Annotated in this window: 23 protein-coding genes; all 23 read left to right on the forward strand. The window is 40.2% G+C overall.

Translation table 11 applies throughout. From position 1 onward, the window contains the following. Positions 1-2 precede the first annotated feature (2 nt). The 23 genes from HY035_10505 to HY035_10615 all read left to right on the forward strand — a co-directional run bounded on the left by HY035_10505 (position 3) and on the right by HY035_10615 (position 23,020). On the forward strand, positions 3-680 hold the full coding sequence (locus tag HY035_10505) for an acetyltransferase (protein ID MBI3378808.1): 678 nt from the start codon (positions 3-5) through the stop codon (positions 678-680). Between the two features lie 24 nt (positions 681-704). After that, a complete protein-coding gene (locus HY035_10510; GenBank protein ID MBI3378809.1) occupies positions 705-1,325 on the forward strand; it encodes a hypothetical protein in 621 nt (206 codons plus the stop codon). Beyond that, on the forward strand, positions 1,325-2,356 hold the full coding sequence (locus HY035_10515; protein MBI3378810.1) for an NAD(P)-dependent oxidoreductase: 1,032 nt from the start codon (positions 1,325-1,327) through the stop codon (positions 2,354-2,356). Before HY035_10510 ends, HY035_10515 begins: the two co-directional genes overlap by 1 nt. A gap of 5 nt (positions 2,357-2,361) precedes the next feature. Further along, positions 2,362-3,468: a DegT/DnrJ/EryC1/StrS family aminotransferase gene (locus tag HY035_10520; protein MBI3378811.1), complete on the forward strand. Its 1,107-nt coding sequence runs from the start codon at positions 2,362-2,364 to the stop codon at positions 3,466-3,468. Positions 3,469-3,476: 8 nt separating this feature from the next. Next, positions 3,477-4,466 (forward strand): Gfo/Idh/MocA family oxidoreductase, encoded by a 990-nt coding sequence (locus HY035_10525; protein ID MBI3378812.1) that lies wholly within the window; start codon positions 3,477-3,479, stop codon positions 4,464-4,466. Next, the gene (locus tag HY035_10530) at positions 4,463-5,167 is read left to right on the forward strand and encodes an acylneuraminate cytidylyltransferase family protein (GenBank protein MBI3378813.1); all 705 of its coding nucleotides are present in this window, start codon (positions 4,463-4,465) and stop codon (positions 5,165-5,167) included. Before HY035_10525 ends, HY035_10530 begins: the two co-directional genes overlap by 4 nt. Further along, complete coding sequence (locus HY035_10535; GenBank protein ID MBI3378814.1) at positions 5,164-5,952, forward strand: SDR family oxidoreductase; 789 nt, start codon at positions 5,164-5,166, stop codon at positions 5,950-5,952. The genes HY035_10530 and HY035_10535 overlap by 4 nt, the downstream gene beginning before the upstream one ends. Positions 5,953-5,968: 16 nt before the next feature. After that, the gene (gene hisF, locus HY035_10540; protein ID MBI3378815.1) at positions 5,969-6,877 is read left to right on the forward strand and encodes an imidazole glycerol phosphate synthase subunit HisF; all 909 of its coding nucleotides are present in this window, start codon (positions 5,969-5,971) and stop codon (positions 6,875-6,877) included. Positions 6,878-6,911: 34 nt separating this feature from the next. After that, the gene (locus HY035_10545; protein ID MBI3378816.1) at positions 6,912-7,451 is read left to right on the forward strand and encodes an adenylyl-sulfate kinase; all 540 of its coding nucleotides are present in this window, start codon (positions 6,912-6,914) and stop codon (positions 7,449-7,451) included. Beyond that, positions 7,445-8,110: an imidazole glycerol phosphate synthase subunit HisH gene (gene hisH, locus HY035_10550; GenBank protein ID MBI3378817.1), complete on the forward strand. Its 666-nt coding sequence runs from the start codon at positions 7,445-7,447 to the stop codon at positions 8,108-8,110. Before HY035_10545 ends, hisH begins: the two co-directional genes overlap by 7 nt. Positions 8,111-8,121: 11 nt before the next feature. After that, the gene (locus HY035_10555; GenBank protein MBI3378818.1) at positions 8,122-9,327 is read left to right on the forward strand and encodes an N-acetyl sugar amidotransferase; all 1,206 of its coding nucleotides are present in this window, start codon (positions 8,122-8,124) and stop codon (positions 9,325-9,327) included. After that, the gene (locus HY035_10560; protein ID MBI3378819.1) at positions 9,311-10,354 is read left to right on the forward strand and encodes a sulfotransferase domain-containing protein; all 1,044 of its coding nucleotides are present in this window, start codon (positions 9,311-9,313) and stop codon (positions 10,352-10,354) included. Before HY035_10555 ends, HY035_10560 begins: the two co-directional genes overlap by 17 nt. After that, positions 10,351-11,361: a hypothetical protein gene (locus HY035_10565; GenBank protein MBI3378820.1), complete on the forward strand. Its 1,011-nt coding sequence runs from the start codon at positions 10,351-10,353 to the stop codon at positions 11,359-11,361. The genes HY035_10560 and HY035_10565 overlap by 4 nt, the downstream gene beginning before the upstream one ends. Position 11,362: 1 nt before the next feature. After that, entirely contained in the window at positions 11,363-12,295 is a 933-nt protein-coding gene (locus tag HY035_10570; GenBank protein MBI3378821.1) for a metallophosphoesterase, read from the forward strand. A gap of 12 nt (positions 12,296-12,307) precedes the next feature. Further along, a complete protein-coding gene (locus HY035_10575; protein ID MBI3378822.1) occupies positions 12,308-13,696 on the forward strand; it encodes a radical SAM protein in 1,389 nt (462 codons plus the stop codon). 42 nt (positions 13,697-13,738) lie between these two features. Then, positions 13,739-15,601, forward strand: a complete 1,863-nt coding sequence (locus HY035_10580) for a hypothetical protein (GenBank protein ID MBI3378823.1) — start codon at positions 13,739-13,741, stop codon at positions 15,599-15,601. After that, positions 15,583-16,692: an NAD(P)/FAD-dependent oxidoreductase gene (locus HY035_10585; protein MBI3378824.1), complete on the forward strand. Its 1,110-nt coding sequence runs from the start codon at positions 15,583-15,585 to the stop codon at positions 16,690-16,692. The genes HY035_10580 and HY035_10585 overlap by 19 nt, the downstream gene beginning before the upstream one ends. A gap of 61 nt (positions 16,693-16,753) precedes the next feature. Then, positions 16,754-18,142, forward strand: coding sequence for a radical SAM protein (locus HY035_10590; protein MBI3378825.1), 1,389 nt, complete (start codon positions 16,754-16,756; stop codon positions 18,140-18,142). 57 nt (positions 18,143-18,199) lie between these two features. Then, the gene (locus HY035_10595) at positions 18,200-18,901 is read left to right on the forward strand and encodes a nucleotidyltransferase family protein (protein MBI3378826.1); all 702 of its coding nucleotides are present in this window, start codon (positions 18,200-18,202) and stop codon (positions 18,899-18,901) included. A gap of 3 nt (positions 18,902-18,904) precedes the next feature. Further along, positions 18,905-19,909 carry a kinase gene (locus HY035_10600; protein MBI3378827.1) on the forward strand — a complete coding sequence of 335 codons (1,005 nt, stop codon included), beginning with the start codon at positions 18,905-18,907 and terminating at the stop codon, positions 19,907-19,909. A 9-nt stretch (positions 19,910-19,918) separates the two neighbouring features. Further along, entirely contained in the window at positions 19,919-21,079 is a 1,161-nt protein-coding gene (locus HY035_10605; protein ID MBI3378828.1) for a DegT/DnrJ/EryC1/StrS family aminotransferase, read from the forward strand. A gap of 74 nt (positions 21,080-21,153) precedes the next feature. Next, entirely contained in the window at positions 21,154-22,092 is a 939-nt protein-coding gene (locus HY035_10610; protein MBI3378829.1) for an NAD(P)-dependent oxidoreductase, read from the forward strand. Next, on the forward strand, positions 22,085-23,020 hold the full coding sequence (locus tag HY035_10615; protein MBI3378830.1) for a GDP-L-fucose synthase: 936 nt from the start codon (positions 22,085-22,087) through the stop codon (positions 23,018-23,020). The genes HY035_10610 and HY035_10615 overlap by 8 nt, the downstream gene beginning before the upstream one ends. The last annotated feature ends 8 nt before the right edge of the window (positions 23,021-23,028 follow it).

A 23,028-nucleotide genomic window follows, 5' to 3' on the forward strand; every position in this document is an offset into this window, starting at 1 on the left:
TTATGAGAAAGAAAGTTGTTTTGATAGGCGCCGGTAAGCATGGCATAGTGGTTGCAGAAAAATTATTGCATTTGCCGGATTTTGAAATATGCGGGTTTATTGACAAGCATGGAGTCAAACTGCCTCAATTCATAGAAGACAAGGGATGTAAAGTTTTGGGTGATGATACACTGCTGCACGGATTAGATAAGGACATTAATATTCACCTTTGTCTGGGCGCAAATTCGATGGATACGAGGAAAGAATTGATTGGGGTAATCCGCAATTTAAAATTAAATGCCGTATCCGTTATCCATCCGTCGGCATACATAGCCGCTTCTGTTCATTTGGGAGCCGGAGTAACGGTTTTGGTTGATGCGGTAATAAATACAAATGCACAAATAGGTGACTTTTGTTGTATAAACACCGGTGCGATTGTCGAACATGATTGCATTCTTGGCGATAATGTTTTTATTCAACCGCGCAGTGTGCTTGCAGGAAACGTATCTATAGGTGAAGATTCTATTATTGGAATCGGCGCCGTTGTCCGGGAAAATATTAAAATAGGCAAGAATTGTTTCATCGGAGGCGGCGCATTTGTGTCCAAAGATATTCCGGACAACTCAATAGCCTACGGGGTTCCGGCAAAAATAGTCGGCATCAGAAAGAGCAGCAGCAAACATAAGAACTTGAAGGATTAAAAAATTAAAAAGGAGGCGATGAATATGAAGGTTGTGATTATAGGCGCTGGGACAACAGCGATGACGGCGGCTGATATTATCAGCGAAAGTCATAATTTTACGCTTGCCGGATTTATAGGCACTCGTGAAGAGGCAGAGAAGTTAGCCAATTCTAAAGTTTACGGCAACATACCCTTTTTGGGGGACCATTCAATTTTAAGCGAATTGAAAAGTACGGGTATAACAGGTTTCACCTCGGCTATTGGCGACAATCAAACAAGGGAACAGCGTTTTTATGAGGCGCTGCAGGCCGGTTTAGTTCCGATAAACGCCATATCGAGGAATGCAAGTATCAACCCCGACGTAGCTCTCGGCAGAGGGATAATTATTTCGCCGGGTGCAGTCCTTTCTCATGGAGTAACTTTGGAAGATAATATCATCATAGGCCCATCCGTGGTGATAGCAGTGAATTCCCAAATTGGCTCCCACTGCCATTTTTACTCCGGCGTTGTTGTTGATGGAGCGTGCACAATTGAGAAAAATGTAACACTGAAAGCCGGAGTAATTGTTGAAACAGGGGTAAAGATCGGGAAAAATCAGGACGTACCTGCGGGGGCAATCATAAGCAAGGATATGGAAAGACTTTATCGCAAGGAGATGGAATAATGGATAGAGCAGGCAAGGGGCCGCTGATGTTAGTTACCGGAGGCGCCGGTTATGTCGGCTCTACATTGATGCGTGATGCGTTGATAGCCGGTTACAGGGTCCGATGCCTTGATCTTCTGATATACGGAGGCAAATCAATAGTGGGACTGTTGAATAACCCAAACTTTGAATTGATAAAAGGGGACGTTAGAAATAAAGGCGATGTGGAAAAAGCATTAGAAGGGGTTGACGTTATCGTCCATCTGGCGGGTATTGTAGGTGACTTGCCGTGTCAGGCTGCCCCCAAGTCTGCCTACCAAATAAATTTCCACGGAACCGAATTGCTTGCAACTCTTGCAAAGAAAAAAAATATTAAGCCGTTTGTTTTTGGATCAACATGTTCTACTTACGGTATTGTAGACACAACGATTCCAGCCGACGAAATGAGGGAATTGAATCCGGTTTCATTATATGCAGAGACAAAGATCGATTGTGAAAAATTGTTGCTGTCTCTTAAAAGTGATTCTTTCCATCCGGTCATGCTGCGCTATGGAACTGCTTATGGGGTATCTTTCAGAACGCGATTTGATTTGCTGATAAACTCATTTGTATATGAGGCGTTAACTCATAATAAGATAGTTGTATTTGCCGCAAATATGTGGAGGCCGTATGTGCATGTGTCGGATGCCGCAGCCATCATATTAGAGGTATTAAAAGTTCCATCCGAGACACTTTCAGGAGAAATATTCAATGCAGGGGTGACGTCGCAGAACTTTAGAAAAGATGAAATAGTAAAAATAATTCAGGAATTTCTTCCTGATATAGAAGTTCACTTCGCTAACGAAATTGATGACAAAAGGAATTACAGAGTTGATTTTACAAAACTTGAACAAAGAATCGGATTTAAGCCTGCGAAGACCATAAGCGACGGAATTAGAGAGTTAATTTTTTGTTTCAAGAACAACATCTTAACGAAAGATGACTATGAATCTAACAGTCTGGAATATCTGAAAAAGTTTTTTGCAGAGCATGAAAAAACACTTGCAAGGTAAAGGCAATGAGTAAGACTACTATTCCATGGTCACAGCCTGAAATTAACGAAGAAGAGTTTAATCAGGTTATAGACTCTTTTAAATCCGGATGGCTGACTATGGGGCCAAAGGTGGAAAAATTTGAGCAGGCAATGGCTGAATATCTGAATGTGCCTTATGCTGTTGCCGTTTCCAATGGAACCGTGGCCTTAGACATCGGCTTAAAGATTTTAGGCATAGGTCCAGGAGATGAAGTAATAGTTCCGGCAATGACTTACATGGCTACGGCTGCTGCAGTGTCGTACCAGCATGCTGTTCCGGTTTTCGTGGATATTGACCCCCGGTCTTATAATCTGGATCCGTCAAAAATCAAAAGTGCGATCTCTCCCAAAACGAAAGGTATAATTTATATTGATTACGGCGGGAATCCCGCAGACTATGAAGGGCTAAAGGCAGTGGCAGGGAAACAGGGACTTTTTCTATTGCAGGACGCCGCCCAGTCTTTGGGTGCGTCATACAAGGGGTCTCATCTTGGCGCTCAGACTATGTTGTCTACCATGAGTTTTCATATGGCTAAAATTATGACAACGGTGGAAGGCGGAATGATATTTACACATAATCAGGATTATGCAAAGGAAGCCAGAATCCGCCGCAATCAGGGAGAATCCGGAAAATATCTTCATTCACATTTAGGCACAAATGCCAGAATGACCGACATCTCTGCTGCAGTAGGGTTGGCGCAGTTCGAAAAGCTGGGATATATGCTTCAAGAGAGGAAAAGGGTAGCCGATACCTACAACTCTTTTTTTGAAAGTCATACACGAATAAAAGTCATGAAATGCAGTTATCCTCAGTCAAGACACGCTTATTTCTTTTATCCTATTCTTGTGGATGATAGAGATAATTTAGCGCTTGAGCTCAGAAACAAAGGAATCGATACGAGGATAGCCTATCCCATGCCGGTATACGAGCAGGAAGTTTACAGCAAAAATAAGTCGTCTTACAGGGCTACTCCATGCCCGCTTGCAAAAGAGTTTACCAAAAAAGTCCTTAATCTGCCAATATTCCCTTCTCTGAAGGACAAACAGGTTGCCCAGATTGCAGAAGCAGTTTTGAGATTTGTTGAGAAATAAAAATTGTCATGAGAAATGATTTTACTTTCTGTGTAGCAGGCAGGGGTTCCATAGGCACAAGGCATATCAGGAATCTCAAAGCGCTTTCCTGCGGCAATATAATTAGTTTTTCGGAGTTATCCAATCCGCAAAAAGACGAAGAGTATAAGGTTAAATACGGCGTAGAAACATTTTGCGGCATTGATGAGATCAAAAGAAGAAAACCGGATGCTTTTATTATAGCCAACCCTACAGCTAAGCACGTAGAATATGCCTTAATTGCCTCTGGCATGGGAAGCCATATCTTTATGGAAAAACCTATATCTGACAGCATGGACGGTATAGACAGATTAAAGGATGAGGTCTTTAATGGGCGGCTGGTTTTTTTTATGGCAAATAATTTCAGATTTCATCCGATTTTTAGAAAGATTAAAGAATTAATAGAAGAAGAGCGGTTCGGGCGCATATTGTTTGCGCGTATTCAGGCTGGACAATATCTGCCTGACTGGCATCCATGGGAGGATTATAGAAAAGGCTATAGCGCCAGCAAAGAACTCGGAGGCGGCGTTGTTCTGACATTACAGCATGAGATTGATTATGCATATTGGCTTTTCGGCAGGTTTAAATCTATAAAATCCCATGTACAGAAAATAAGCGATATGGATATAGATGTTGAGGATATAGCCGCTGTTATTGTGGAAACAGAGAAAGGTTCCATTGTAGAGATACATCTTGACTATCTGCAACGGCCCGCTAAGAGAACGATACAGATACAGGGGACAAAAGGATCACTGGATTATCGGATGGGCGACAGATACCTGAAATTCTATCATTTTGAGAATCAAGCGGAAGAAACAATTCTTGATATTGACGGCTATGACAATAATGAAATGTATATAGAGGAAATGAAATATTTCATCAAATGTATATCAGGGGAAGAGAATACAATTAGCGGGATTACGGATGGGGTATATGTTTTGGATTCCTGTCTTAAGATAAAGAACGGCTTTAAAATATGAGTATTCTATGTACAATATGCGCAAGGGGAGGATCTAAAGGTGTTCCCAAGAAAAATATCAGAGTATTGCATGGTAAACCACTTATTGCCTATACCATAGAGCTTGCCCTTGCGTGTCCTCAAATAAGCCGCGTGGCTGTTTCTACCGACTCAATAGAGATAGCCGGTGTTGCGAAAGAATTCGGCGCAGAAGTTCCTTACATTAGGCCTTCTCATCTCGCTACAGACGAATCATCCAAACTGCCTGCCATACAACATCTTGTCAGACATTATATTGAAGAGATGAAATTTGTGCCTGATTATGTAGTAGATCTGGATCCCACTTCTCCACTGCGGACTATGGAAGATGTAAAACAGTGCATAGATTTAATTATGAGTGATCCTGAATGCGACTCTGTTATTACAGGGTATAAATCTAATAAAAACCCCTATTTTAATATGGTGGAACTCGACCATAACGGCTTTGCCATTCTAAGCAAAAAACCGGAGGGTAAGGTGGTTAGAAGGCAGGATGCGCCCGTGGTTTATGCTATGAATGCGTCGGTTTATGCATGGAAGACCGATATTTTATTTCAGCGGGAGGATATTATTTCAGGGAGGACTAAATTTATTGAAATGCCTGATGACAGGTCAATAGATATAGACAGCGAAATTGATTTTAAACTTGTGGAGTTAATAATGAAAGAGAGGCAGAACAAATGATATTTCCTGAGAGATTTTTATTGAGCGGTAGAACTGCTGTCGTTACAGGTGGAGCAGGATTGATAGGAAAAGCATTGTGCCATGCCCTGGCTGAAGCAGGTGCAAAAGTTTTTGTTGCGGATACTAATAAAGAGTCCGGAGAAAAAGTTGCTTCTGATATTAAAAAGGATGGGCTTGATGTTGATTCTATCGGATTGGATATCACGAACCAAAGTTCAATAAAAAAAACTGTAAGCAAAATAATAAAGAAGTGCGGGAAAATAGATATATGGATTAATAACGCTTATCCGAGGACATCGGATTGGGGCAATAAGTTTGAGGATATTAAGGCAGATTCATTAAGAAAGAACGTTGATATGCATATGAACGGATACTTTATGTGCTGTCAAAATGTTCTTGAAGAGATGAAAAAGAAGAAAAAAGGGGTGTTAATAAATATAGGTTCTCATTATGGCGTGCTTGGACCGAATTTCACGATTTATGAGGGGACAAAGATGACGATGCCTGCTGCTTATTCCCTCATAAAAGGCGGCATAGTAAATTTTTCAAGATATTTAGCTGCTTATTATGCTCCATATAATATAAGAGTAAATGCTGTCTGTCCCGGAGGAGTATTTAATAATCAACCGCCAAAGTTTGTAAGAAAATATAAGAAACTTGTTCCATTGAATAGAATGGCAACCCCGAATGATATAGCGGGTCCCATATTATTTCTTTGCTCAGATGCGGCAGATTATATTACAGGGCAGGTTGTAATGGTTGATGGCGGATTATCAGCGTGGTAGTGGTAGGCGCAAGATTATGAGTAATATCAGAATAATACCTCGTTTAGACATTAAAGGCCCCAACTTGATAAAGGGGATACAGTTTGACGGCAATAGGGTTTTAGGCACTGCCGAGGAATTTGCTGAGATATATTACAGGGCAGGCGCGGACGAATTAATTTATCAGGATGCTGTCGCAAGTCTTTACAGGAGAAATAGCCTATTCGAAATAATAGAGCGGACTGCAAAAAAGATTTTTATTCCTCTTACTGTTGCAGGAGGCATCCGTTCCATTGAGGATATACGCAGCATACTAAGGGCAGGGGCCGATAAAGTGGCGATAAATACTGCGGCGATTGAAAATCCCCAATTGCTCTATGAGGCTTCAAAAATATTCGGCTCCCAATGTATTGTGAGTTCCATGGAAACCTTTAGAAAAGATGACGGCAGATATGAAGTTTGGGTGGATTATGGGAGAGAACCAAGCGGAGTAGATGCAGTTGAATGGGCAAGAAAAGTTGAAGATTTGGGAGCAGGAGAAATACTTTTGACGTCAATAAATAGAGATGGAATGGGAAACGGTTTCGATATCGAGTTGATAAATAAAATTTCTACTATGGTGTCAATACCTGTTATTGCATGCGGCGGAGCCGGTAATAAGAATGATTTCGTGAAGGCAGTTAAAGAAGGCGCCGCTGATGCTGTGGCAGCAGCTTCAGTCTTCCACTATTATTATGCAATGCCAAAGGATGGATATACCATGCAATTTAATGAAAGGGCACTCCGTATGGGAAGACATATTGATGCCGGCAATATTGATTTCTTGAGAAACGGGTACGGAGGGCAGAAGGCTATAATGGTAAATCCGTGTTCTATTGTTGAGACAAAGAGAGAACTGGCTAAATTCGGTATTAGCACAAGAATAGAAGAAGATTCCATATTATGATGATTGCATATCCGAAATCGTTGATGGACAAGTTATGAATAGCAACATGCCTTTTACTCTATGGATTATGGGACCGACATCTGCCGGTAAAACTACAATTGCGAATAAATTAATGAAGCAGCTTTCTGAATTAAATGTGACGGCATTGCATTTTGATGGTGATGAAGTGAGAGAATTATTCGGACCATCACATGGTTTTGCAAAGGAAGATCGTTTGCTTGTAGTAAAGGCATTAGTGCACTTTGCAAATAAGGCGATAAGTTCAGGGATTAGTGCAGTAGTATCTGCGCTAACTGCCAATGAAGAGTCTCGTCAATATGTATATAATAACGCATCAAATCTTATTGTCTGCTATATTAATTGCGGGATTGAGGTCTGTATAAATAGGGATCCAAAAGGCCTTTATAAAAAAGCCTTAAACGGAGAAATACATAGTCTTCCCGGCGTTAACTCTCCTTATGCGTCTCCCGATAAATATGATTTTATAATTGATTCCGAACATTATGCGGCGTATCAGTGTGTGGAGCAAATTCTTAAAAAACTTCAAGGGCTGAATGTGCTAAGGAAATGGTAAAAAGCAGTACTGTTATAGTAGATTATGGACTTGGGAACCTTTATAACCTTAGAAAGGCATTCCAAAAAGCAGGCAGCGACGCAGTTATAAGCGACAGGAAAAGCGATATTATAAATGCAGATAAAATTGTGCTGCCTGGCGTCGGCGCGTTTTCGGCGGGGATGGAAGGACTCCGGAGGAAGGATTTGATTGATACCCTAAAGGATTTTAAAAAAAGCGGCAGATATATTTTGGGAATATGCCTCGGGATGCAGATGCTTATGACTCGAAGCGAGGAAAACGGCATTCACAGCGGATTAGACTTGATAAAGGGAAATGTAAAAAGGTTTGATATGCCGAGAGAGAGAGGTTTTTTCAAAATACCGCATTACGGCTGGTCTGCTGTTGCCATGCCGGATGCAAATAACGGGGTTAAAGAAAATCCGTGGCAGCATACTGTTTTAAACGGAATAAAAAATAATTCTTATTTTTATTTTATTCACTCATATTATGTTGTCCCTGATGATGCCGCGCATATTATCGGTGTTACACAATATGGGCATGATACTTTTACATCGGTGATAAAACAAGAAAATATCGCTGCTTGTCAATTTCATCCGGAACTAAGCGGTGAGACAGGCATCCGCCTTCTCAGGAATTTCGTTGCAAATAAAGATTAGAGAATATTAATATGGCGCTTAAACTATCGCTCGACACACAGATGCCGGAATTACCCAAAAATGTAGTTTTCTGTAGAAATTGTGTTACATCAAATCAGAGACCGCGCATAGGATTTGATGAGAATGGGGTATGCTCTGCATGTCAGTGGGCATACGAAAAGGATCATGTAGTTGACTGGGATTTGAGGGAGAAAGAACTTAAAGCGCTGCTTGATAAGCATAGAAGCAAAGACGGCAGTTTTGACGTTATTGTTCCGGGCAGCGGCGGAAAAGACAGCGGATTTGTTGCGCATCAGTTGAAGCATAGGTATGGCATGCATCCGCTTTGTGTAACGTGGTCGCCGTTTGAGTGGACAAATATCGGGTGGAAAAATTTAAAAAATTTTGTTGCATCCGGATTCAGCAATATAACAAGTCAGCCCGACGGCCAAATACACAGGAAGCTTTCCATGTTGTCTTTCGAGTTGATAGGCGATGCATGGCAGCCGTTCACATATGGTCAAAAGGCATGGGCGTTTCATATCGCCGAAAAGTTCAACGTGCAGTTAATATTTTGGGGTGAAAACGGCGAAGTCGAGTATGGCGGTTCAACGCAGTCTAAGAATGAACCAAAAGAGAATCCGGCGGTGTGGGAAAAACAGTATTTCAGGGGTACCACGGTAGATAAACTGGTTAAAATTGGCTTGGAAAGAGGCATATTCGGCAAGGAAGAAATAAGCGATAATACTTTACAATGGTATAAATCACCTCCGCCTGAACGGCTTGTGGAGAAAGGGATAGAAATACATTGGTATTCATATTATCAAAAATGGACGCCGCAGGAGAATTTTTATTACTGTGTTAAGCATACCGGATTTAATACAAACGACGAAGGAAGAACTGAATCCACTTATACAAAATATGCAAGCCTGGATGATAAACAGGACGGGTTCCACTTTTATCTTGGGTATATGAAGTTTGGGATGGGCAGGGCGACCCGGGATGTCGCACAGGACATAAGAAGACATCATATTACAAGGGAAGAAGGGGTAGCCCTTGTTCGCAGATACGATGATGAGTTTCCCAAAAAACACCTTAGATGGTTTCTGGATTACCTGAATATAACCGAAGAGACTTTCTGGGAAGTTATGGATTTCTGGAGAAAGCAGTCTAATGTTTGGAAAAAAGAAAATGGAACGTGGAAATTAAAAAAGGCGGTTTATGATGAAGGCGAATAAGCGCAAAGTCTTTTTTGTCGGCGAAAAACCTTTAGTAAAAAAACTTGTTCTCTTAGACGGTTTTGCCCGAGCCGGCAAATTCTTTGCTGGCAAAATTATCTCCAATCTTAAAAAAATGGACTATTTCCAGGCAGTATACGCACTGGAACAAATCCCCTTTCTTTACCGGTTGGATACTATTACGGAGGATGCTGCCATTGCGCTGATTCGAAAAATAGTTGATGAACACGCTTACAATATAAGAATAGGGCGCAATCTCAATTTACGCTATGGTGATGCATCTTCTCTATTTAATTCGTACGAGGTTGATGAGTATATACGCAGAAGCATGAATCAATTTGGCGAAATCAATCTTACTGCCGATAAGATTATCGACTCTTTTTGGAAAGGCAATCGCTACTCTTTGTTCGTAGTCCATGAAGTGCTTCCTAATATGCAACTGTTCTTTAAAGCATACCCTGCCTTGAAAATTATTGAATTAATCAGGCACCCTGTTGATGTCATACATTCGTGGTATCTGCGCGGCTGGGGCCGCAGATTTGGCTTGGACCCCCTTAGTTTTATCCCTGTCATCAACGGTAATAAAGGGCCGATACCGTGGCATGCCTATGAATGGAGAAAAGAATATGAAGCAAGTTGCGAAGCGGACAGGGTAATAAAAGGCGTCGCAGCATTAACTGAGATGTGTGAGCAAACATACCAGTCCCTTAGTGCAAAACAGAAAAGACAAATACTCTTTGTCAGGTATGAAAATGTTGTGGAAAATACTTATGCTGAGATTGAAAGGATATGTGCCTTTTTGAATACTGAACCATCCGGAGGCATGCCGGTTATCATGGCAAGAGAAAAATGTCCCGGAAAAATTTCTTTAAATGAGCGGGCACGAAAGATATCTGATCTTAAAAAAAATGCCGACAAAAAAGCGTTTGAGCTTATGATGAAGCTATCCGATGATTACGAGGCCAAAGAGAATATCTACAAAATCGTTGGTGAGAAACTATCTAAAAAAGAGGAGCTAAATCGGTGAAGAAAATTTTGGTGACGTTAGGCCCCGCTTCAATGAAGGGAGAAGTTATAAAAAAAATGGCCGAATACGGGGTTAATTTATTCCGGATTAACCTCTCACATACGGTTCTGGATGATATTGAAAAATATATAAAGCTCATAAAAACTAATACTGATGTCCCCATCTGCCTTGACAGTGAGGGAGCTCAGATACGGACTCAAGAGATAAAAGGCGGATCTGTATATCTTCAGGAAAACTCAATGGTGAAGGTGCATTATGCCACAGCTATGGGTGATGCTGAAAATATTTCATTTTCACCGGACGGAATAGCTGTTCAATTTGACGTTAATGATGTTATAAAGATTGATTTTAATTTGGCGGCTATCCAAATTGTTGAAAAAAATAAATCCTATTGCTTAGGAAAAGTAATAACGCCTGGAGTTATAGGAAGCAATAAGGCCGTAGACGTAAATAGAGATATTCCACTGCAACCCTTTACTGAAAAAGACAAGCAGGCAATTGAAATCGGAAAAGAAATGGGAATTAAAAACTATGCCCTTTCATTTGCAAATTCGAGGGCAGATGTAATGCAATTCAAAACGCTTACAGGGAAAGAAACAAGTATAATTTCTAAAATAGAAAGCAAACACGGGTTGATGAATTTGAAGGATATCTTGGATGAAAGTGATGCAATATTGATAGATCGCGGTGATTTATCCAGGCAAATACAAGTTGAAAAAATACCTTTTTTGCAGAGAAGAATTATATCAATAGCGCGGATAATGGAAAGGCCGGTATATGTGGCGACTAATTTATTAGAGTCTATGACCAAGAGCCAGGTTCCCACTCGTGCAGAGGTGAATGATGTGGTCAGCACAATTTTAATGGGAGCAGACGGTTTAGTGCTCGCTGCAGAAACCGCTATAGGAGAACATCCGGTACATGCGGTTGAAATGATTAGAAACATTATTTCGCTATGCGGGAAATGGACTGTTAACACGAATATTAATGAAGTCTTGGATATGTGAAGTGGGTGCCTACGACTTAACTTTTTTCGCTGTTGCCGACCCTCACATTAATTTCCCGGATACACAGAATGCAATCCGTCTCGCAAAGGATTCAATAAAGATATTTCAGGATACGATGGGCGAGATAGAGAAAGCGAAGGCTAAAGCGGATGCGGTTGTATTCGTAGGTGATGTTATGGAAGCGCGGGATTATGGCATGCCGCATCTGGAACTGGTTTACGGGTTAATGTCTAAGATATCTCTTCGTTGGTTAATACTGATGGGCAATCATGATTCGCGATATAGATCAACACTTGATGAGTATGAGAAGATAGATTTTGCAAGAAAATTTAAGGGGCACGGGCCTGACGGCAAAGTGGCATATTGGCAGCATGACGTGCCTGGCAAAACGATTACCTTTATCGGACTGGATACTTCGCTGGTTGGCACGTCGGGCGGAAGCATTGACAGTGCACAAAAAGAATGGCTTGAGAATACGTTAGATACGCTTGCCCCTGATAGGATAGTTATTATTTTTATGCATCATCCGGCGGTAATTTTTGATGATATTATTTTTAGCAATGAGGATCTGCACGTGTATTTTATTGACAATCACCACGAGCTGAGGGCCTTATTCGAACAGTATAGAATGATAAAGGCGGTTATTTCAGGCCATACCCATGTGTGCCGTCATTTATTGTTAAATGGAATCAATTACATCTCACTTCCTTCAATCAATACCTGGCCTAATATGTATACTGAATTTAACATCAGCAAGGACAAGCTTATATTTAAAAACATACCGATTTCCGATAAAGCTAAAGCAGAGGAAGCGATGAATAATTTATTCGGCGAAGACTCTGCATGGCTTAAGTATTTTTATAACGACAAGGATGCCCTGAAAACCTACTTTATGAATGGTCATAAAGAGGGAATAATTTATTTTGATAGATAAAGCGAGGTAAAAATGAGAATCTTATTGGTGGTTTACGATAATGATATGTATATAAATACATTTCCTATTTCTCTGGGATATATTGCAGGGATTCTTAAGAAAGGAGGATACGATGTTGAGATATACAATCAGGATATGCATCACTATCCTGATGAGCATTTAACAGCATATCTGGACCAGAATTATTTTGATGTGGTCGGAGTGAGTGTAGTAGCAGGCTATTATCAATATAGAAAACTTTTAAAAATCTCTGATGCAATAAATAAATCAAAGCGCAGGCCATTCTTTGTTATGGGAGGGCACGGGCCAACCCCCGATCCGGAATTTTTCTTAAAGAAGACGTCCGCGGACGCTATTGTCATGGGAGAAGGGGAGGTAACAGTTATTGAATTAATGAAAGCGCTGACAGATAAAAGAGCCTTGTCTGAGATTAAAGGCATTGCATTTCGTGACGGGGACAAGATATTTGTCAACGAAAGAAGACCCTTAATAGAAGATATAAATACGATTCCGTTCCCGGCATATGAGCTGTTTCCTGTTGATTATTATAAATTGAAGAGAGTGCCTCACGCATCAAATGCCGATTTCACAATGGATGTATTATCGGGCAGGGGCTGCACCTTTAAGTGCAATTTTTGTTATAGGATGGACGTAGGATTCAGACCGAGAAGTAATGAGAGTATTATTGAGGAAATTAGACTTTTAAAGCGAAATTACAACATTACATACATTGTGTTCCAGGATGAACTTTTAATGTCATCTATAGAGAGGACTATTGCTCTCTGTGAAGATTTCATAAATGCTAAATTAAATATTAAATGGAACTGTCAAGGAAGGTTAAATTATGCGAAGCCGGAAGTCTTGAGCCTTATGAAAAAAGCGGGCTGCGTATTCATTAATTATGGGATTGAAGCAATGGATGACAATGTATTGAAAAATATGAAAAAGGGATTAGTAACAAAACAGATTGTTGCAGGTATTGAAAATACAATTGAGGCAGGCGTAAGCCCTGGATTTAATATTATATTCGGCAATATAGGTGACAGCAGGGAAAGCTTAAATAAGGGGGTTGAGTTTTTATTAAAATATGACGATGGAGCTCAACTGAGAACTATCAGGCCTGTGACTCCTTATCCGGGCTCGCCGCTTTATTACTATGCTATTGAAAAGGGGCTTCTTAAGGGTATTGAGGATTTCTATGAAAACAAGCATATTAATTCAGACCTGCCGACTGTAAATTTTACGGATATGAGTGATGAAGAATTTTGCCGTTGCCTGTTAGATGCAAACACACGATTGCTTAATAACTATTTTCAGAAAAAAATATCAACTGCTTTAGAGCAGGCCAGAAGGCTATACCTTGAAAGAGACGCTCAATTCAGAGGTTTTCGCCAGACCTGATAACTTTATCCTGAGAGCAAAGTAACGCACACTTCTTTAATTATGACTAATCCCGAAGTCAGCAATGACAGTATAAATAAGATTGTAAATATCAGTGATAATGACGACAGGTCGCCATTAGTAGATAAGATAGATGAGATAGTCAGCGACCTTGCAGCCAAAATATTCGATCGGATTAAAGAGCGAGTTGTATATAAAGATTTTTCAGCAGCAATCGGCAGCGATAAGATACCGTTTTATTTTCAGGGACGGGTAAGAGCGGAAATAAAACCCTACATTATAAAGATGCTGGAAAATAGAAGCGTATATATACCTGAAAAACATATTTTCCTGTTGCTAAGAGAACTTTTAGAGTCATACGGAATTACTATGGAGAAACATTCAAATTTATCAGGGATTCTTGAGCTCGGCTCTCTATCTATAAGAGAATTTTTTAAAAGGAAGAGGCTATTGATTGCAAATATCTGGAACAGGCTGTGGCACGATCGCACATTTAAGGGTGCGTATGAGACCAATCCCATGATAGGTGTTTATCTTTCTGAAGGTATTGACACAGGGAAGAAATCCGATATACACTGGCTTCCTCAAAGCCATATAGAACCCGATAGGGTTTTGCTGTTTATACATGAAAATTCTCTTGAAAAAAAGTATGGCTTATTTGTCAGGCCAAATAAGCCCCTGCTAAAAGAATTAAAGGCATCGCCATTCAGATGGGTTTTTATCCCACAAAAGATGTTGACAGGTATGTATAAAGGTGTATGGGCGCCAAAGAAGATAAAGCTTCCCAAATGGGTACATGCATTAGATGAAAAAGTATCGGATGGGCTTGATAAGTGGATTTTTAATATTTGTAAAGAACTGCTGTGTGAAATTGATTTTTGGAAGTCTTTTCTTGAGGAATTTAACGTAAAGATTCTCTACTATTCAGGAGAAGGTTCTACAACGGTTATCGCTCAAGGCATAGCATTTGATGTTTTAGGAGAGAAAAGCGGGTTTACAGTTGGCAAGCAGCGTTCAGACATCGGACATTCATTAAGAGTATTAACGGCATATCATACTAAGGATGTAGTATTTACATGGAACAGCAGGAATCCGGAATATTTCAGGCAGCCGTATAATAGAGTTTGTTCGCAGATAGTGGCCGGGCATCCGAATGACGCAAATTTTTTACAGCATGATGGAGAAATGAAAAAAACTAAGGAACTATTTAAGAGAAACGGAGCTGCTTTTATAATTGCTTTATTTGATAGCGGGCATGGGAGTCAATATCACTATAATTTTTCATCTGCTGAAATGGAGATGGTGTATACACGATTTTTAAACTGGGTGTTAGAGGAAAATACACTTGGCCTGGCAATCAAATCAAAGAAACCATATATTTTAGAAACACTGCCTAATATACGTTCCCTATTGAAAAGCGCAGAAGAGACGGGACGGTGTATCCGGCTTCCATTTAGTTATTTCCCTTCTACTACTGCCCAGATAGCAGATATGGTTGTGGGTTTAAGCATATCTACTGCCGCGACAGAGGCAGTTATTGCCGGGAGTAGAGGCATCCATTATCACAGTAAATTTCCACGGACACATGAATATTACAAGTGGGGATATGGGAAATTAGTTTTTGACGATTTAGATTTGATGATGAAGGCCCTTAAGGGATATAAAGCCGATAAAAGTTCTAATCCCGAATTGGGCGATTGGACGCCCTATCTTGATCTCATTGACCCCTTCAGAGACGGCAGGGCAGGCGAACGGATGGGGACATACTTTAAGTGGTGTCTTGAAGGCTTTGACGCGGGGCTAAATCGAAATGATGTAATAAAGCAGGCAAATGAAAAGTATGCTTCCAGATGGGGAGACGATAAGGTTATAAAAGCTGCAGATATATGGACAAAGTCAATATAACAATTATCGGAGCCGGCGTGGTCGGTTTGGCTATTGCTGCAGAATTATCAAGACAATATACGGATATTGTCGTTCTTGAGCAGCATGGTCAATTTGGACAGGAGATAAGCAGCCGTAACAGTGAAGTGATTCATTCAGGCATCTATTATCCGCCGCATTTTTTGAAAACTAAATTATGTGTAGAAGGAAGAAATCTCTTGTATGAGTTTTGCGATAAGTTTGCAGTGCCATATTCAAAGATAGGAAAGCTTATTGTAGCTTCAGAACAATCAGAAATAGATCACTTGTATGAACTTTACCAAAAAGGGTTGCAGAATGGCGTAACCGGTTTAACTCTGATTGAAAAAAAAGAAATTAATACAATGGAACCATCCTTAAATGCCCTATCCGCTATTCATAGTTCAGAGACGGGAATTATTGATTCACATTCTTTGATGAAAAGACTTCATGATGATGCAACATCAAACGGTGTATTGTTTTCTTTCAACAGTAAGGTCAATTTTATTCAAAAAGAACGGAAGGGTTTTGTTATTGGTATTGAAGATGATGACTTCAAGGTTATGTCGGCAATGGTTATAAACTCAGCCGGACTTGCATCCGATCGTGTAGCGGCACTGTCAGGCATCGATATTGATACAAACGGCTACCGCATAGAATACTGCAAGGGGTCATATTTTTCCTATTCCAAGCCTTCTCCTGTCCGGCGGCTTGTATACCCTCTGCCAAACAGCAACCTTTCAGGCTTGGGAGTTCATGCGACATTAGATCTCAGTGGGCGTTTGCGTTTTGGCCCGGATGCGGAATACATAGACAGTATTGACTATAAGGTTAAACAGGACAAGCGCGATGTATTCTATCAAAGCGCAGCAAAGATAATTAATGGTCTTGATAAGAATGCTTTTATTCCAGACATGGCAGGAATTCGTCCGAAAATTAAGGGAGACGGATTGAACGATTTTATTATAAAGCACGAAATAGATAAAGGGCTGGAAGGACTGATTAGTCTTGTTGGCATAGAATCTCCAGGACTTACCGCATGCCTTAGTATTGCAAAGCATGTGCATAACACAGTTGAGCGTTTTTTAAACTGATGCTGCGCATCGCAGTTGATATAAGAATCTATAATAATTTTTATTTAAAAGTGGAGGGTTAATGAATATACTGCTCATAAATATATGCCTAAGGAAAGAGCCGGCGATAAAACTATTCCCGATAGGGTTGGGATATATTGCTACGGCAATAAAAAATGCCGGTTTCGTTTTTGATTTGTTAGATATTGACGCCCACAGATATACAGATGAACAAATAGAAGACTTTATCAGGAAGAAAAAATATGATGTAATTTGCATGGGCTGTGTAGTTACCGGATATAAAATAGTCAAGACACTTGCAGCTATTGCCAGGAAATATCACCCGCATTCAAAGATTGTGGTAGGAAATTCTGTGGCTACATCAATCGTTGACACATTACTTACAAGGACAGAGACGGATATTGCCGTGATGGGAGAAGGTGACGAAACTATTGTTGATCTTCTTAAAGCTTTGGCCGAATCAAAATCTCTTGATGAAGTCAGGGGTATTTGTTTTATTAAAAACGGCAAGTTATTCCATACCGGTGCCCGTCCTGTAATCAAAGATATCTCTTCATTGCCGTTTATTGACCGCTCAATCTTTGACACAGAGATTTATATTGACAGTTGCAGAAAGAGAGTTAATGAGCCTGCGCCCATCCCAAGAGATGAGATAAGGGCGCTTCAAGTCAGCACGGCAAGGGGATGCATAGCAAAATGCACTTTTTGTTATCACAATTTTCAGGGCACTCCCTTTAGATTCAGGACTGCGGAGTCAATAATAAAAGAAATAAAGCACCTAATCAAGGAATACTCCTTAAACTATATCTTTTTCTGGGACGATTTAACTTTTGGATCAAAAAACCAAGTTTTAGAGTTTTCGCAAAAGGTTCTTGATGAAGGAATCAATTTCTACTGGATAGCAAATTGCAGGGCGAATCTTTTTCAAAGCGATGAGGATATTTTTATCATAGAAAAAGCCAAAGAAGCAGGATGTGCCGGGTTAACTTATGCCCTTGAATCAGCAGACCCTTTAATCTTGAAAGATATGAATAAGAATATCACGGTTGAACAGTTTTCAAAACAATCAAGTTTAATTAAAAAAGCCGGCATCCCTATCTGGACGAGTGTAGTATTCGGGTATCCCAGAGAAACCCCTGAAACGATAAGAAGAACTTTTGACGTATGCATAGAGAACGAGATTTTCCCTTCTGCCGGATATCTTCAGCCATATCCCGGCAGCAAAATCTACGATTACGCCGTGAAAAATGGCTTTATTCGAGACGAAGAAGAGTATTTGCTTAATTTAGGCGACAGGCAGGATTTAAGGCTAAATATGACTAATATGAGTGACGAAGAGTATGCATCACACATTCTTGAAGGGTTGAAACAGTGCAATGAAAAATTAAATGTCGGCCTGAATGTTGACAGCTTAATTAAAACTCAATACTTCAGAGCCAAGGGGAAATGATACATTCCTCCGGAAATAATTAAAGCAAGAGACATATCGCGGACATAGAAAGTATTAATGGAAACTATAATTCTTGCAGGCGGTTTCGGGAAGAGGCTTCAGAGTGTGATAAGTGATATGCCTAAGCCAATGGCAGATATAAATGGAAGGCCCTTCTTATCGTTTCTATTGGATTATTTAATAAACCAGAAAGTAAAGAAGGTTTTGCTTTCGGTTTGCTACAAGCATGAGGTTATAGAAAAGTATTTTGGATTTAAATATAAAGACATTGAAATTGAGTATATACTTGAGAAAGAGCCTTTGGGGACAGGCGGAGCTGTTAGGGAGGCTTTAAAATGCGCCAAGAACAACGATGTTGCAGTAATAAACGGCGACACATTTTTTGACATCAATCTCTTAGAAATGTTTGAGTTTCACCGCAATAAAAATTCACTTTTAACAGTTGCCGTAAAGCAAATGCAAAATTGCAGCAGATATGGCGCTGTATTTATACAAGATAATAAGATAAAAAGTTTTGAAGAAAAATCTTTTAACACGGCAGGGTTCATCAACGGCGGTATCTATATGCTAAATAAAGCCGTTTCAGGTTTTCTTAATGAATACGGCATGCCGTTTTCTTTTGAGAAAGACTTCATGCAGCAAAATATCCAAAGAATAAACATGCTTCCATATATTAGCGATACCTACTTTATAGATATAGGGATTCCTGAAGATTATGAAAAAGCAAAAAAGGAGGCGCCTTTTTTATCAAGGCAATAGAAGATGATTATTTCAAAAACGCCGCATAGGATATCTTTTTTTGGCGGCGGTACGGATTATCCTTCTTGGTATCTAGAACACGGAGGCAGGGTTTTAGGCGCTGCAATTGACAAATACTGTTATATAACATGCAGGGAGCTTCCTCCGTTTTTTGAGCATAAACACAGGATTGCGTACTCAAAGATGGAGACTGTAACCACTGCTGACGAAATTCAGCATCCGTCCGTAAGGGAAACCTTAAAATATATGAAGGTGCAGAAAGGACTGGAAATTCACCATGACGGAGATATTCCTGCCCGCTCCGGCATGGGGTCAAGTTCTGCTTTTACGGTAGGACTCCTGAAGACACTGTATGCGCTTGACGGTAAGGTTATTACAAAAGAGGAGCTTTATAAAGAAGCAATACATATTGAACAGAATCTGATAAAAGAAAATGTGGGTTCTCAGGATCAGGTATGGGCTGCATGCGGCGGCTTAAACACAATTGACTTTCTGCAGAACGGCGAGATTATTGTAGAACCGATTATCATAAAAGAGAAGCGCCTGAGAAGTTTTGAAAGTAAATTCATGCTTTTTTTTACAGGGTTGTCCAGGAATGCCTCTGTCATAGCACAGGAACAGATTAAGAACACGCGCAGGAATACAAAGGAACTGTTTAAAATGAGAGAATTAGTTGATGAGGCATATAAGGTACTGACTTCCGCAAAAGATGATTTCGCTGATTTCGGGAGGCTTTTAAACGAGACATGGCAATTGAAGAGAAAATTATCCAGTAAGATTACGACAAGAGATATAGACGGCGTATATGAGACTGCAGTTAAGAATGGCGCTGTTGGAGGCAAGCTGTGCGGCGCTGGCGGCGGAGGATTTGTTGTTTTTTATGTTGAAGATGAAAATCAGGAAAGAGTGAAAAAAGCATTGAGTAATTTTTTATATGTGCCGTTCAAATTTGATTTCAGCGGCTCCGAAATTATGGTGTATAAGCCTGACTATCACAGAAGACAATAAGGAGAAAAAATGAGGTTTGAACTTGCAAGTTCAACATGGGGTGAAGAAGAAAAACAGGCAATTCTTGAGGTTCTGGACAGCAATAATTTCACAATGGGGAAAAATGTAAGAGAATTTGAAGAGAGGTTTGCCATGCATTTCGGGGCGAGATATGCGGTTATGGTAAATTCAGGCTCATCCGCCAATCTTATCGCAACAGCGTCACTCTTCTATAAAAAAGAAAATCCACTCAGGAGAGGAGACGAGGTGATTGTACCGTGCATTTCGTGGGCAACAACTTTTCACCCTCTGCAACAGTATGGATTAAAACTGAAGTTTGTGGATATTGATTTGCAGACATTAAACTACGATATGGAAGAACTTAGAAATGCTATAACCGGAAATACGAGGATGATAGTTGCAGTAAGCATCCTCGGGAATCCCTGTCAGTTTGATGAGATAACAAGATTATGCGAAGAGAACAATATTATCCTTTTTGAGGATAACTGTGAGTCAATGGGCGCAAAATTCAGGGGAAGGTATACAGGGACATTTGGGTTAGTGAATACCTTCAGCACATTTTTCTCGCATCATATTTCAACGATGGAGGGAGGAATAGTTTTAACTGACGATAAGGAAATCTTTAATATCCTGAAATCTCTCAGGAATCACGGGTGGACAAGGGATCAGGATGCTGACAGCCCGACCTTTGAAAGAAGGAGTGATGATTTCTTTGAAGCGTATAGATTTATTCTTCCCGGATATAATGTGAGACCCACCGAGATCCATGGCGCCATCGGCAGAGTACAATTAAATAAACTTGAAGAATTTGTCAAGATTAGAAGAAGGAATGCAGAGCATTTTATAAATCTTTTTAAAGACGATAAAAGATTTATAATCCAGAGAGAGATAGGGGAAAGTTCTTGGTTTTGCTTTACGATGATACTCAATCCGGCATTAGATATTGACCGCAAGAAGATATTGCAGAGGCTGAAGGATGCAGGGATAGAGCATAGGATTGTGACAGGCGGAAACATACTAAGACATGATGTTATTAAGTATTACGATTATATCGTTACAAAATCCGTAAATGCCGATATTGTACATTACAACGGTTTTTTTGTCGGTAATCACCCTTATGATGTAAGGGATAAAATAGATTATTTGCACGATGTGCTGAAAAAAATATAGATGCACCTTTTGTTTGTCATTCCGTACTTGATGCGGAATCTAAAATATTTTGGCAGTAGTGAAAGGAGCAGCGAATGAGTTTTAACATCTTAGTCACTGGCGGTGCAGGTTACCTTGGATCTGTGCTGGTGCCTGAATTATTAAAGCAGGGACACAGCGTAACAGTTTTGGATAGTTTTATATTCGGGCAGAATTCATTGGTCGAATGTTGTGCTAATGACAATTTTAATGTGATAAAGGGAGATGCAAGGGAAGAAGATGTTTTAAAGCCTCTTCTGAAAAGAGCCGACTATATTATTCCTCTGGCGGCATTGGTTGGAGCGCCTTTATGCGGCAGAGACAAAATGGGGACATTGACAACTAACAGGGATGCGATAGCCTCCATTGCAAAACTTGCGTCAAAGGAGCAGCGCATTGTGTATCCATGCACAAACAGCGGTTACGGTATAGGACAAAAAGGCGTATTTTGCACTGAAGCTACTCCTTTAAATCCTGTTTCTCTTTATGGAAAAGCAAAAGTTGAGGCTGAAAAAATCTTGCTTGATAGGGGCAATTCCATAAGCTTTAGACTTGCGACGGTTTTTGGGATGTCTCCGCGTATGCGAATTGATCTATTGGTAAATGACTTTACCTATAGAGCGGTTAAAGACAGATTCGTGGTGGTTTTTGAAGGGCATTTCAAGAGGAACTATATTCATATACGTGACGTTGCAAGAGCCTTTATTCACGCCATGGATAATTTCGATAAAATGAAAAATGAGTCCTATAATGTCGGGCTTTCAAATGCCAACCTTTCAAAACTTGAACTCTGCGCAAAAATAAAAGAGCAAATTCCAGACTTCGTATATCTTGAAGCTCCCATCGGCGAAGACCCTGACAAGAGGGACTATATCGTATCCAATGAAAAAATAGAGAGGACAGGATTTAAGCCTGTTTATTCCATTGAGGCAGGTATAAAGGAACTCATAAAAGGATACAGAATAGTAACAAACAGCAAATACAGTAATGTTTAAAGATTCCAAGATTTATGTTGCAGGCCATGCGGGGCTTCTCGGCTCTGCTCTTATAAAAAGATTAAAAGCTGAGGGTTATTCAAATATAATTACAAGGATACATTCCGAATTAGACCTGACATGCCGGACAGAAGTTGAGAATTTTTTTAAAAAAAATCAGCCTGAGTATGTATTTATAGCAGCAGGGTTAACGGGCGGTATCGGAGCAAATAAAACATACCCGGCAACATTTCTTCACACAAATATAGCAATGCAGGACAATGTTTTTGAATCAGCCGCTAAATATGAGGTGAAGCATCTTATTTTTTACGGCTCCTCGTGTGTTTATCCAAAAAATTCACCCCAGCCCATGAAGGAAGAATACCTATTGTCAGGCATGATAGAAGAGACAAGTGAGGCGTATGCAATAGCAAAGACCTCAGGTATAATTGCCTGCAGGTCGTATAACACCCAATATAAGACGAACAGATTTATAGCCCTTGTTCCATGTTCTATGTACGGGCCTAACGACAACTTTGACCCTGAGAATTCCCATGTATTGTCGGCATTAATCAGAAAATTCCATGAGGCTAAGGCGGCTGGAAAAAATCAAGTCGTGCTCTGGGGCAGCGGGAATCCGAGAAGGGAATTTATTTTTAGCGAAGATGTTGCCGGAGCTTCCATATTTGCAATGGAAAATGCGGATAGACTTCAAAACAGCCATTACAACATAGGCACAGGTATTGATTATTCTATAAACGAGCTTGCCGGAATCATAGCCGGAATTGCAGGGTTTGACGGGGAAGTAAAATGGGATACAGCCAGACCTGACGGCACTTCAAGAAAGCTTCTGGACAGTTCAAGATTCTCAGGTCTGGGCTGGAAGCCTTCTGTGTCATTAACAGACGGGTTAAAGTTGACATATAAATGGTATTTAGAGAGTTCATAAATCAAAGG

Source organism: Nitrospirota bacterium (assembly GCA_016195565.1).
Classification (GTDB): domain Bacteria; phylum Nitrospirota; class Thermodesulfovibrionia; order Thermodesulfovibrionales; family UBA1546; genus UBA1546.